11 protein-coding genes are annotated in these 13,787 nt (G+C 44.0%); 1 reads left to right on the top strand and 10 read right to left on the bottom strand.

Annotated elements, in window-relative coordinates; all coding sequences use genetic code 11:
* Positions 1–124: 124 nt before the first annotated feature.
* The 10 genes from ACIZ62_RS04650 to ACIZ62_RS04605 all read right to left on the bottom strand — a co-directional run bounded on the left by ACIZ62_RS04650 (position 125) and on the right by ACIZ62_RS04605 (position 12,902).
* Positions 125–3,553, bottom strand: a complete 3,429-nt coding sequence (locus ACIZ62_RS04650; protein WP_414151331.1) for a pyruvate carboxylase — start codon at positions 3,551–3,553, stop codon at positions 125–127.
* A 178-nt stretch (positions 3,554–3,731) separates the two neighbouring features.
* Entirely contained in the window at positions 3,732–4,061 is a 330-nt protein-coding gene (locus tag ACIZ62_RS04645; protein ID WP_111887747.1) for a hypothetical protein, read from the bottom strand.
* 2 nt (positions 4,062–4,063) lie between these two features.
* Positions 4,064–4,360 carry a chorismate mutase gene (locus ACIZ62_RS04640; RefSeq protein ID WP_111887748.1) on the bottom strand — a complete coding sequence of 99 codons (297 nt, stop codon included), beginning with the start codon at positions 4,358–4,360 and terminating at the stop codon, positions 4,064–4,066.
* 9 nt (positions 4,361–4,369) lie between these two features.
* Complete coding sequence (gene aroC / locus ACIZ62_RS04635; RefSeq protein ID WP_414151330.1) at positions 4,370–5,449, bottom strand: chorismate synthase; 1,080 nt, start codon at positions 5,447–5,449, stop codon at positions 4,370–4,372.
* On the bottom strand, positions 5,427–6,728 hold the full coding sequence (aroA, locus tag ACIZ62_RS04630; protein ID WP_414151329.1) for a 3-phosphoshikimate 1-carboxyvinyltransferase: 1,302 nt from the start codon (positions 6,726–6,728) through the stop codon (positions 5,427–5,429). Before aroA ends, aroC begins: the two co-directional genes overlap by 23 nt.
* Before the next feature lie 131 nt (positions 6,729–6,859).
* Positions 6,860–7,927, bottom strand: a complete 1,068-nt coding sequence (gene aroB / locus ACIZ62_RS04625; RefSeq protein WP_111887751.1) for a 3-dehydroquinate synthase — start codon at positions 7,925–7,927, stop codon at positions 6,860–6,862.
* Between the two features lie 297 nt (positions 7,928–8,224).
* Positions 8,225–9,157, bottom strand: coding sequence for an ABC transporter permease (locus ACIZ62_RS04620; protein ID WP_414151328.1), 933 nt, complete (start codon positions 9,155–9,157; stop codon positions 8,225–8,227).
* Positions 9,157–10,221 (bottom strand): ABC transporter permease, encoded by a 1,065-nt coding sequence (locus ACIZ62_RS04615; protein WP_322519301.1) that lies wholly within the window; start codon positions 10,219–10,221, stop codon positions 9,157–9,159. The genes ACIZ62_RS04620 and ACIZ62_RS04615 overlap by 1 nt, the downstream gene beginning before the upstream one ends.
* A complete protein-coding gene (locus tag ACIZ62_RS04610; RefSeq protein ID WP_111887754.1) occupies positions 10,206–11,744 on the bottom strand; it encodes an ABC transporter ATP-binding protein in 1,539 nt (512 codons plus the stop codon). The genes ACIZ62_RS04615 and ACIZ62_RS04610 overlap by 16 nt, the downstream gene beginning before the upstream one ends.
* 63 nt (positions 11,745–11,807) lie before the next feature.
* Positions 11,808–12,902 (bottom strand): BMP family ABC transporter substrate-binding protein, encoded by a 1,095-nt coding sequence (locus ACIZ62_RS04605; protein WP_414151327.1) that lies wholly within the window; start codon positions 12,900–12,902, stop codon positions 11,808–11,810.
* A gap of 236 nt (positions 12,903–13,138) precedes the next feature.
* Here ACIZ62_RS04605 and ACIZ62_RS04600 point away from each other — a divergent pair, with 236 nt between their 5' ends.
* A complete protein-coding gene (locus tag ACIZ62_RS04600; protein ID WP_162624466.1) occupies positions 13,139–13,762 on the top strand; it encodes a MarR family winged helix-turn-helix transcriptional regulator in 624 nt (207 codons plus the stop codon).
* Positions 13,763–13,787: the final 25 nt, after the last annotated feature.

The raw sequence follows: 13,787 nt of genomic DNA, 5'->3' as shown, positions 1-13,787 counted from the left end.
GCCCCGATGCGTACAACATGATGTAACAATTGTCGGTACGACTTGTACCTAGATTTAAAGAAGTGACCACCAAATAGCGGTGATCACTTCTTTTTTAATTAACTTCCTATTATAATAGAGTCTCTTATTCCATTTCGACGATCAGTTCGCCGGACTCGACGCTTTGTCCATCCGATACATAGATCCGTTTAACCTTGCCGTCTTCGCTGGCGACCATTTCGGTTTCCATTTTCATGGCTTCAACAATAACCAGAGCCTGATTCTTTTTGACGTCTTCTCCTTCGTTAACCAATACTTTTAGAACAGTTCCAGGAATACCTGAGCCGATCTGTTTAGTGTTTTTAGGATCAGCCTTTAGCATGGTGACCTTTTGCTTGGCCGAGAGGCTGCGCTTATCTTCAACATAGATTTCACGACGGAACCCATCCACTTCAAATCGTACTGGGCACATGCCCTCATCATTAGGTACGCCGATGTTGACTAATTTGATGACAAATCGTTTTCCTTTGGATACCTCCACATCGACGATTTCTCCGACCTTTAAACCGTAGAAGAAGGCGTGGCTTTCCATTCGCATGTAATCACCGTATTCCTGAATGAATTCCATATATTCTTTCATTACCTTGGGATATAGAGCAACACTTAACACTTCCCGATCGTCCAGTTCAACACCAAATTCTTCATGGAAGTCTTTTTTTATTTTACCAAAATCTTCGTCAGGAAGCAGAATCCCGGGACGAACTGTGATCGGTTCTATGCCCTTTAAGACAATTTTTTGAAGCTCAGGATCAAATCCACCTTCTGGCTGTCCGATCATGCCCTTGTAAAAATCAACGACCGAATCGGGATAAGATAGTTCTTTTCCCTTTGTTTTAATATTATCAGCGGTTAAGTTGTTCTGAACCATAAAGATGGCTAAATCACCAACCGTTTTTGATGAGGGTGTCACCTTGACAATATCACCCAGCATCAGGTTCGCTTCCATGTATTTCTCTTTAACCTCCCGAAATTTATGGCCCAAACCAAAACTTTCCACCTGGGCCCGAAGGTTTGAGTATTGACCTCCCGGTATTTCCAACTTATAAATTTCAGTGGAGCCGGATTTCATTTCAGATTCAAACTTACTATAAACCTGACGGGTGCTGCCCCAATAATCCGATAAAATCTGGAGCTCATCTTCATTTAGTCCCGTATCTCTTGGGGTATTTTTTAGGGCTGCCACAATCGAGTTCAGGGCCGGCTGAGAAGTTAAACCACTGAGCCCGTTTAGCGCTGCATCGGCAATATCGACCCCGGCCATCTGTCCAAAGAGCACTGTGGCCACCCCATTACCCGTTGTATCATGGGTGTGAAGATGGATGGGTAGGCTAACCTCCTGTTTTAAGGCTTCTACCAGCTTATAGGCGGCTCCCGGTTTTAGTAAACCAGACATATCTTTAATCGCCAGAATATGGGCTCCGGTTTTTTCGATCTCCCGGGCCATTCTCAGATAGTAATCGAGATTATATTTGGTTCTCGAAGTGTCTAAAATATCCCCTGTGTAGCAGATGCTGACTTCAGCAATCTTATCCGTTTTTAAAACCTCCTCAATGGAAATCTTCATCCCATCCATCCAGTTGAGTGAATCAAAAATACGGAAAATGTCAATCCCACTTTTGGCCGCTTCCTGAACAAAGGCGCGGATCACGTTATCTGGGTAATTTTTGTAACCGACAGCATTGGCACCCCGCAAAAGCATCTGAAACAAAATATTGGGAACTCGCTTGCGCAGTTCATCAAGCCGTCGCCAGGGCGATTCTTTTAAGAAACGGTAGGCCACATCAAAGGTTGCGCCGCCCCACATTTCCAGGGCAAAGAGATCCGGTGCCAGGGCTGCGGTTTCCCGGGCGATTTTGATCATATCCCGGCTTCGTACTCGGGTGGCAGCGATAGACTGATGGGCATCCCGGAAGGTGGTATCAACCAGCAGCAGTTTCTCCTGGTCTTTGATCCACTTTACCAGACCATCTGGCCCCTGCTCATCAAGGATCTGTTTACTACCCCGAAATTCGGTATCGACCGGAATAGCCGGGATATAGGGCTCATCATAATCCGGTTTATTTCCAAAGGTTTCATTGACAATAATATTCCCGAAGTATTTGAGCAAACTGGACGCTTCACTTTTCTGATCTTCAATCTCAAACAGTTCTGGGTGATCATCAATGAACTTGGTGTCACAGTTTCCTTCAATAAAGGTGGGGTGCTGAAGCACGTTGATGAGAAAATCCTTATTGGTTTGAACCCCTTCAATTGTCATTTCTTTCAGCGCGCGCAACGCTTTACGACGGGCATCTTCAAAGTTTCTGGAAAAAGAGGTACTCTTGACCAGCAAACTGTCATAATAGGGCGTGATTACTGCGCCAGTAAAGCCATTGCCACCGTCAAGGCGAATCCCAAAACCACTACCGGTTCGATAAACATCCAATCGGCCCGTATCCGGCATAAAATGATTGTTCGGATCTTCAGTCGTGATCCGACATTGGATGGCTGTTCCCCTCGTCTCTATTGACGCCTGACTGGAAATACCAATTTCTTCGGAGTCGAGCGGTAAGCCCTGGGCAATTAAAATTTGAGACTGCACCAGATCAATTCCGGTGACCAATTCAGTAACGGTATGTTCGACCTGAATCCGAGGATTCATTTCGATAAAATAATGGTCGCCTTTTTTATCGACCAGAAACTCAATGGTCCCGGCATTACGGTAGTTTACTTCTTTAGCCAGTTTAATGGCGTCCTTACAGATCGCCTGACGTTGTTCTTCATTGATACTTAAGGAGGGGGTAAATTCAACGATTTTCTGGTGTCGTCTTTGAATCGAGCAATCCCGTTCAAAAAGATGCACCACATTCCCATGGTTGTCACCCAGAATCTGCACTTCAATATGTTTCGGTTCTTCTAAATATTTTTCGACAAAAATAGTCCCATCACCAAAGGCTTTGGTTGCTTCACTGGTTGCTGAATGGAACTCTTTTAAGAGATCTTTTTCGTCCCGGACGATTCGCATCCCCCGACCACCGCCGCCTGCAGCTGCTTTTAAAATGATCGGATAGCCGGCTTTCTGTGCGAACTCCAGGGCTTCCGAATCGGAGGTGATTGGTTTTTCAACACCGGGAATCGTGGGGACCTTCACACTTTTGGCGACGATTTTCGATTGAATCTTGTCACCCATTTTTTCCATCATTTCGTGCGTTGGTCCGATAAAGACGATCCCTTCCTCTTCACAGCGTTTAGCAAAAAGCGGGTTTTCAGCCAGAAAACCGTAACCAGGATGAATCGCATCAACCTCTTTTTTCTTGGCCAGGGTGATGATTTTATCCATATCCAGATAAGCTTCCACCGGACCATTCGTGCCAGTAATCAGATAAGCCTCGTCGGCCTTGGTTCTAAAAAGAGACAGTTTATCTTCCTGCGCGTAAATGGCCACGGTATGAATGCCAAGCTCCTGACAGGCCCGAATGATCCGGATGGCAATTTCTCCTCGATTAGCGATTAATACTTTATTAAACTTTTTCATCTTTCCTTCTACTTTCTGAACGCATTTTTATGCATCAACAATTCTCATCTCCAAAAAAATAATTGTAACTATTATATAAAATTGTATGCCATTATTAAAGCTATTTTTTGAGGATTATCAAATTATTTTTAGCGACCACCCAATCACACTCAAATAGGGCTAAAAATAAGCGTTTTACTCACTTCTGCTTAATGTTTTCTTTAGTTAACTTTTCATTCTTAACCCTTTGGCGATATTTTATTACGACTGCCGCATCCACTTTTTTTGGGATTTGGACACGTTTTCTTTTTTTTCGCTGATGGTCGCTATGTTTAACCTGAGTTTCACTTATTTCTTTTTCTTTCGCCTTTTCGATTATTTCATTTTCCAGACGTTGAAATCCATAGCGCCTTTCTGTTTCTTCTTCCAGCTTGGGATTATCTGAATAGAAGGTGTTAGCCAGACGTTTAACGATAACATATCCGGGAATGACAATAACCAGAACAATAATAAGCATTCCGGTATCCATGATTACTCGCCTCTTTTCAGCGTTTCTTTTTTTTGTATATAATCCTTCTGATAATCCTTACTGGAGATCAGAATTTCCTCTAAAAAACGTTCATATTCTTTATCGTAGTTCTTATTTTTCAGCTGCTCCAGATTTTTTTGCAGCATTTTTTCTTCCCGACTCTGGTCGAATATATTACCATTATTATTGTATTTATATTCAGCCACAGCCTGGATGCAATCCATTCTCTGCTCAAAAAGGACCCGCATCTGCGCATCGATCTGATCGATTTTATTTCTAATTTCATCTAATGTTTTCAATCTTATCTCCTAAAGTAAAAAATCTGCCAAACAGATGGCGGTGGCGGCTTCTACCACGGGAAAAGCCCTGATCACAATGCAGGGATCGTGACGCCCCTGAATTTTTAAGGTCGCGTTGTTTCGATTGGCCAGATTAATGGTCTGCTGTTCTTTGCCAATTGAAGGCGTCGGTTTAAAGGCGACCTGAAAAACAATTGGCATTCCATTGGAAATACCACCGTTGATGCCCCCGTTGTGGTTGGTTAAGGTCTCAATTTGTCCGTTATTGATGCGCAGGCCATCATTAGTTTGGGAACCTCGCAGGCTGACCATTTCAAAACCAGCCCCAAAGGTTACGCCTTTTACGGCGGGAATAGAAAAGAGTAAGGCCGATAGACGACTTTCAATGGATTCAAAAAAAGGATTGCCAATCCCCGGCTCCAGGCCAGTGATAAAGCCTTCCACCAAACCACCCACCGAATCCTCATCTTCCATTGCTGCAATGATTGCCTGTTTCATTGCTTCTTCCAGATTGGCATGATAAAGGGGGAAAGCGGGATTTTTAAAACCCCTGATTAGGGTTTGATAGACCTTCCAATCCTCAATCGGGGTATCTTTTACCTCACCAATTGATACAATCCGGCTTCCGATTCCCAGCTCTGGACAAATTACGCTTAACATCTCTTTGGCAATGGCCCCGGCAAAAACCAGAGGGGCCGTCAGCCGGCCGGAAAAGTGACCGCCGCCGCGATAATCCTGGAAGCCACCATAACGGGCGTTGGCGGCATAGTCGGCATGACCTGGGCGCATCAAATCTTTGGTTTTTGCATAATCTCCGGAACGGGTATTTTCGTTGCGGATCAATCCCGCTAATGGTGCGCCGGTCGTTTTGCCATTAAAAATGCCACTCAGCACTTCAATTTGATCCCCCTCTTTTCGGGGTGTCGCCAGCGGGTTTCCCCGGGCAGCCCGGCGGTTCAGCTCACTCTGAACCCGCTCCAGATCAATTTTAATTCCGGCGGGGAGTCCATCAATGACCGCACCAATCCCATTGCCATGGGATTCACCAAAAATCGAAAGCTTAAATTTATTTCCCCACGTCGAGCCCAATCCACTCACCTCCTACCGCTTTAAAGTCTTCCCAGAAATGCGGATAGGATTTATTGACTGCTTCGGCACCGTCCAGAACGATCTTTCCTGAGGCCCGAATGCTAGCGATCGCTAAAGCCATCGCAATTCGATGGTCATTATGACTCTTAACCTGGCCCCCAGTGAAGCCTTCGACCCCGTGAATTATCAGTCCATCGGCGGTTTCTTCAATATTTCCGCCCAGGTTATTAAGCTCTAAAGCAATCGCCATCAACCGATCCGACTCCTTAAAGCGCAGTCGCTCACCATTTATTATGGTGGTGGTGCCCACACTCAAGCTGCCTAACACCGCCAGAATCGGAACCAGATCCGGACACTGAGAGACATCGATAACAATTCCATGAGTGGTTGATTTTTTTACCACCAGGCCATCAGCTTTAGCACTGATTTCACCACCCATTTGTTTTATCAGATCAACCATTACCTTGTCCCCCTGAAAAGAAGAAAGATCAAGATCCTTGCAGTCCATCTTTTCACCAATGGCACCCGCTGCCAGCCAGAACGCGCCCTGAGAAAAATCACCTTCGACCCGGTAATGACAAGGTCGATAGGCCTGATTTCCCTTAATCAAAAACCGCCGGTCATTGTCATTGACAATCTCAATCCCAAAGTGCTTCAGCATGTCCAGGGTAATATCAAGATAGGGTTTTGACTCCAGTTTTGATGTAACTTCAATAACCGAATCGCCAGAAAGCAAGGGCAGGGCAAAAAGTAAGCCGGTAATAAACTGTGAACTTACCCCGCCATCAATTTGATAGCTGCCGGGAGTCAGAGTTCCTTCTACTGCCAGAGGTAGATCCTGTTGTTTATTTAAATGCTCATAATGAATTGATTTTTCTTCAAATAGATCATAATAGGGCTTCATCGGCCGGGTAACCAGACGACCCTTTCCGGTAATCACCACCCGTTTAGGCTGGAGCAGCAAAATCGGGATAATAAATCGCAGCGTTGATCCTGACTCATTGCACTCGATGGTCTCCTTCCCAAGTACCAGCGGATCGCAGCCCTTAATTGTTAGTGTAAACCGCCCGTTTTGTTCTTCATGATAAGAAATGCTTGTCCCTAATGCTTCCATCGCCTCACAGGTAACAATCATATCCTGAGACATCAGCACATTAGAAATCACGCTTTCTCCCTTAGCCAGCCCCGCCATAATAATCGCCCGGTGGCTGACACTTTTCGAAGGCGGTATTTCCAAACTGCCCGTTAATTGTCTTGGTGTAATCTCAATCTTTCTCATTTTCTTCCTCACAATTTTCTATTTTTACTTTTTTCACTTGGCAAATAGACAATCAATAACTCAGTAGCGATTATTTTTACAACCGGTTAACCCGTATCGCTACGGGGTTATCGCTCTATTTATTTCAGTTATTATCGAAACAGTTCGATGGCCTGGGGTTTTTGAATTTTGACAATTTGAGCCTTGCCGATTTTTTCCAGGGCACAAATGTAAAGCGAGTCATTCTCAAACTTTTTGTCCGTAAACAAGATTTCCTGAACCTTGTCCAGAGGCATTTTGGGAAGCTCAGTGGGCAACCCGTAATTCTCCAGGATTTCGATAATATTCGTGTAGGTGTCCTTCTGACTGATCCCTTCTGCTACCGTTTTCTTCGTGATCTGTGCCATCCCAATGGCAACCGCTTCACCGTGGGAATATTTTTTAAATTTAAAATAAGATTCCACTACATGGCCGATGGTATGGCCAAAATTTAGAATCCGCCGCAGTCCCTGTTCATGCTCATCAGTCTGAACCACATCCCGTTTAATCTGACAGCATTTGGCAATGATCTCTTCCATATCTTCAACCAAATCCTCATAATAGGCATACCCCATCAGTTTGACAAAAAGCGGGGCACTACTGATACAACCGTACTTGATGACCTCGGCCATACCATCAATCATATAATGATCTTCAAGGGTTTCTAAAAATAAGGGGTCAATGATAACGGCTTTAGGCTGATGAAAAGCACCGACCAGATTTTTGCCATAATCTAGATCAATCCCGACTTTTCCGCCGACACTGCTGTCAACCTGTGCCAACAATGATGTCGGTACCTGGATCAAATCAATGCCGCGGAGATAGGTTGCCGCGCAAAAACCGCCCAAATCCCCAACGACGCCACCGCCCAGGGTTAAAATAGCATCACTGCGGGTGATATTACATTTAACCAGTTCGTCATATATTTCGGCGGTTTGCGACAGGCACTTGCTTGCCTCGCCTGGAGGAATGACAATGCTGTAAACCTTGGGACCAGCCTGACGAACCTGACGTTCCACATCGCTTAAATACTCTTTTGCTACATTTTTATCGGTGATAATCACCACCTTGTGATACTGGGAAAAGAGCGCCTTCATTTGGGCCAGCCGCCCTTTAATGCCTTTTTCGATGATAATGGGGTACTGGTGCATATTCTCTGTTTTGCAAATTAATTCCTTCATTTTCTCGGCTCCTTTAAAATCTTAACCTCTATTATATCATAGTTTTTTCAATTTAAAACCATAAAGCATTGTCCTGGGATTTTTAAATGGTTTAGTTGTGTTAACACCTGTCTCTATTGCAAAGACAGATTTGTTTACAAAAGAACCGTCTTATATAAGACGGTTAAACTATAAACATCGTACCAACGCAGTACCGACAATTATTAATCTGATTGTACGCATCGGGGCGAACAATAGATTAAAATTGATCGGTACGGCAATTTATTCAACGGTCTTATATAAGACGGTCTTTTCTTTTTATCGGTCTTCCTTGAAATAGTTTTTACCCAGCCAGGCTGGTTCTTTTTTGTTGCTGCTCTTTCGCATCGAGGTAAAGATCAAAACAAATACTGTTGCCAAATAAGGCAGGGCCGTGAAGAAGTAAATTGAAACTGGCAGGGTATATTGCTGGAGCCAAAAACTGGCAATATCCAAAGCGCCAAAGAAATAGGCCCCCAATAAAGCTTTGCCGGGATTCCACATCGCAAAGATAACCAGTGCTACCGCAATCCACCCTCGTCCGCTGACGACATTAACCGGATAAATACTGATGTAAACCAGGGATAAAAAGGCTCCACCCAGGCCACACAGTGCCCCACAAAGGGCAATATTAAAATATTTATACTTATCCACGGGAATTCCGCTGGCGTCAGCCGCGACCGGATTTTCACCAACCATCCGGGTATTTAAGCCCCACTTGGTTTTATAAAGGTAAACATAAATGGCAATCACCAGTAGATAAGAAAAATAAACATAAACACTTTGGTTAAAAAAGATCTGACCAACGTATGGAATATCCCCCAAAACCGGCAGCTTGATCGGCGCAAAAAATGTGGTAATCGCTTCCGGCACTTTTTTCCCGACAAAGTTCTTGCCAAAGAAGGCGGCAAAGCCAACCCCAAAAATACTAAGCGTCAGCCCGGTAACTACCTGATTAGCCTTTAAGCTAATCGTCAGAAAGCCATAAATCAGAGCCCCGCAGGCCCCGGCAATGGCTGCGCAGAGCACCGCGATGTAGGGATTGCCAAAGGTAAACCCGGCAATAAAACCAACCACCGCCCCCATTTGCATCATCCCTTCCACCCCAAGATTAAGGTGGCCAACTTTTTCTGAAATAATTTCTCCCAGAGTCGCATAAAGCAAACAGGTTCCGGCCTTAACCGCAGCCGTTAAGAAAAAAACAAATTCCATTATGCCACCTCACGTTTATTTTTATCGGAAACAAAGCGGTACTGCAAGATAAACTCGCTGCCCAAAATAAAAAACAGAATGATCGCCTGAATCATTTCTGCCACCGAACCGGGAATCTGGAAGGCGGTTTGAATATACGAGGCACCCTGCAACAATACCGCAAAGGCAAAGGAATTAACGACTACAAAGGGCACCTTGAGTCCTGAAAGCCAGGCTACGATAATGGCTGTGAAACCCAAACCGCCAGTGATTTGAGTTGATAACGCCCCGCTGACACCCGTGGTTTGCATCATCCCGACCACACCGCATAAACCGCCGCTAACAAGAGCGGCGATCATAATGGTTTTAGTGACATTAATACCGATGTATCGGGCGGTATTTTCACTTTCGCCCAAAACAGCAATTTCAAATCCGATTTTTGATCGGTTCATAAAATAATACATCGCCAGAACAATAATAACTGCCATCAAGATACTTAAATTAAAACCACTGACACCGGGTAGTAAAGCATTGGGAGGAAGATTAGCTATTTTAGGCATCCCACTGGCTGCCGGATCCTTCCAGAAATCGTATTGCAATGCAGTTACCAGTGTTAACGCGATATAGTTTAACATCAGCGTAAACAGCGTTTCATTGGTTCCAAAACGGGCTTTTAAAAAAGCTGGAACCATCAGCCAAACGGCGCCAAATAAAAAAGAAACGACACTCATCAACATCAGCATAATTGGTAGCGGCAGATCCGGCAGTAGCCGGACTACCAATGTGGTTCCGACTGCCCCCATCAGAAACTGACCTTCAGCACCGATATTCCAAAAGCGCATTTTAAAGGCAACCATTACCCCCAAAGAGAGCACCAGCAGCGGTACCATTTTCTCGATCGTGGCAGCAAAACGATACACCGAGCCAAAACAGCCCTGAATAATCCCAAGATATAACTCAAAGGGATTGGCTCCGGCAACCAGAACAAGGATTGAGGCCAAGGCCAACGCTGCTAATACAGCCGACAGCCGAACAACTATTTTTTCCCGGGTTTTGGGAAGATCTTTCTTTACGATATGGAGCATGCTTGTTCTCCTTCACTAATAACCCCGGACATCATTAATCCAATGGCTTCTTTGGTGGTTTTTCGCGGATCCACAATCCCTGTTACCCGACCTTCACAAATAACTAAAATGCGATCACAAAGACTCATCAGAACGTCCAAATCCTCGCCCACATAAATGATCGGTTTCATTTTAACTTTTTGCTCATTGAGCAGCTCATAAATAATTTGAGAAGAACCTACATCCAGACCTCTGGTGGCGTAAGCCGTCACCATCAGTTTCGGTTCCAGTTCAATTTCCCGACCCAACAAGACCTTTTGAATATTCCCGCCAGAGAGCAAACTGACGGCATGATTTTCAATCGCGGGGGTGGACACGTTAAGGCGTTCAACCAGGGCTTCGGCCTTGTCCCGGGAAACAACCCGAGAAATTCCCAGCCCTTTTTTGTTGCGGTAATCTTTTAATAAAACATTATCAATAATATCCATCGAAGAAACCAGACCCATTCCTAAACGGTCCTCAGGAACGAAGCTCAGACTAATTCCCATCTGACTGATTTTTTCGGGATTCTTGCCGACGATGTTTTCGCCTTCAAAAATAATCTCACCGGATTTGATATGATAAAGACCAGCGATACTCTCACATAGTTCTTTCTGGCCGCTACCGGCAATGCCGGCGACGCCGAGAATTTCCCCAGCATAGAGGTCAAAACTGACGTGATCAAGAATATTGACCTTATTTCGATCGATGGCGGTGATATCTTTCACTTCCAGCGCCTTTTCTCCCCGTTTTACCGCAACATAGGGAACATTAAGCTCCATCATATCGCCAACCATCATCCCGGCCAGTTCCTGCGGCGTGGTTTCTGCTTTATTAACTGTTTGAATGGTCGTGCCCTTACGCATAATGGTAATCCGATCGCTGATTTCCATAACCTCTTCTAGTTTATGAGTAATAATAATCACTGAACAGCCTGTTGCCACCATCTTCTTAACAATTTCAAAGAGATTCTTAATTTCCTGGGGAGTCAGTACTGCCGTGGGTTCATCCAATATTAGAATATCAGCCCCCCGATACAGGACTTTGAAGATTTCCAGACTCTGCTTTTCGGCAACCGACATTTCATAGACCTTTTTATTGGGATTAATGTCCATTCCCAATTGGGCAATCAATTTCCCCATCTCATCTAAAATCTTTTTCTTATTTAAAAAAGGGGTTGTTTTACGACTGCCGGCGGCCACATTTTCCATTGCTGAAAAAGCATCGACCAACTTGTAGTGCTGAGGCAACATCCCAATTCCCAAGTCCAGGGCAATCTTGGGGGAACTGATACTAACACGTTGGCCCTTCACTTCGATCTGCCCTTCATCCGGCATATAAATGCCATTTAGAACATTCATCAGTGAACTTTTGCCCGCTCCGTTCTCTCCTAAGATGGCATGCACTTCTCCCTTTTTTAATGAAAATTCCACATGATCCAGGGCTTTGACCTTACCAAAAACCTTTGTGATGTTTTCCATTTTAACCACATAATCATTATTCATGCTTTCACCTTTACTAAAAATAGCGGACAGAGTCAGAAGACTCTGTCCGTTAACCCATTTATATTATTTTAAACTACCAACAACATTATCAACAAACCAGTCCATGCTTAACTGCGCTTCATCTGTCAGAGTAGTTCCAACCGGTACTTTTACAGTGCCGCTCTGATCTTTTAATTCGCCCGCAAAAATTACCAGCTCACCTGATTTAATGGCGGCTTCAGCGGTGTCAATCTGACCTTGAGCCGTTCCTGGCGCCAAGGTTGTCAGTTCATCCAGTAGGACGATCCCATCAGTCATACCACCCCAGTATTGCTGCGATTTCCAGGTTCCGTCAATGACTGATGAAACCGAATCGGTATAATAACCGCTAAAATCCCAAAGTGGAGCCGTCATATAGACTTCTGGCATACTTTGTGCCGCACTTAAATCATAACCAATCGATAATTTACCCGCTTCTTTAGCCGCTTCCATAGTTGCTGTTGAATCCTGATGCTGAGCGGTTACATCACAACCTTGTTGGATCAGCGCTTCGGCGGCTGCTTTTTCAACAGTTGGATCATACCAGGTGTTGGTCCAGGAAACATTAACAGTGGCTGCCGGATTTACCGATTTTACACCCAATGCAAAGGCATTGATACCACGAATTACTTCGGGAATTGGCATCGCTGCTACATAAGCAATTTTATTCGTCTTAGTTGTTAAGCCGGCGACAATTCCGGAAAGGTAACGTGGTTCTTCAATTTTTCCAAAGTAAGTCCCCATATTATCAGACGTCATATAACCTGAACAGTGTTCAAATTTAACATCAGGGAATTCTTCGGCTGCTTCAACCATTCCATCCATAAAACCATAGCTGGTTCCAAAAATAATGGTACATCCCTGATCAACCATATCTCTAATGGTTGAAATAACAGCGCTTTTTTCTTCTGGTACATTTTCTTTAACGATGGTTTCAACCTTACCGTCTAAGTTTTCTACCATTTTTGCCCGGCCATTGTCATGAGCTTGTGACCAACCGCCATCATCTGCTGGTCCAACATAGATAAAACCAACCTTTGTAACCTCAGCTTTACCTGATGGCGCTCCTGAACTGCATCCGGCTACACTTACAACCAATAAAACCAGTGTAAGCATCAATACTCCCAATCTTTTTTTCATTCTCTTCCTCCTATTTCTAATCTGGTTTAGAACCATCGGATAAACAGTCCTACCCACACTAGTATTTTAACTAAAAAACATCTAAAATGCAATCTAAAAAAGTTGAATAAATCGGTCGTCTAAGCCATGTTTCTATTGCAATGCGTTGGTTAATTCGGTATTATTATATGTAACCGTGGTGAATCGGATTCTTCACCCTGTTAAATGGTAGATTTCGTATTGAAAGGAGTGTCATTTTGAAAAAAGAGAAAAAAGCTAAGAAGTTGGACGTCAAAGAAACAAAAGATTCGAAAAAAGAGACGAAAAAGAAAAGTGCCGCGGAAGAAAAAAAAGAAGGTTCGGTTCAAAAAAAAGAAAAATCAACGGTTCAAAAACCTGAACAATCCGATTCTTCCGTAGATCTTGATGCGCTCAAGAAACTGATGATTGATTCTGCTGCTCTTTATCAGGATATTCTTGTTTTACCGCAAACCTTTACAGTCAATGATGGTTCCTATTCTCTCTATCCTTCTGAACTGAAAGCCCTTGAAATGATCGGCCGATTTTCAGGCATCAATCTGACCCAATTGGCTAATAAATTGGGAATTTCAAAAAGCGCTATTTCAAAGTGCAGCTCCAAACTACTGGAAAAAGAACTCATAAGAAAAGAAAAATCAGCGGTCAACGTGCGTGAAGTGGTCTTCACCCTGACCCCCGATGGTCAAGCAATTTTTGATCAACTGGAAACTGTCCATGCCAAACTATTTGCGCCCCTTAATACGGCTTTGAATGGCATCTCACCCCAGGAAATCAAAGCTCTCCACCGCATCTTCTTAACCATTACTGCAAGCCTTGAGACGATTGTTAAACACCCCAATTGATACCAGCTACTTGTTTTAACAACTG

The organism is Acetobacterium carbinolicum (assembly GCF_047456275.1).
Lineage (GTDB): Bacteria > Bacillota > Clostridia > Eubacteriales > Eubacteriaceae > Acetobacterium > Acetobacterium carbinolicum.
Note: the sequence above shows the minus strand (reverse complement) of the source record. Positions and strands in the feature narration are given on the sequence as shown.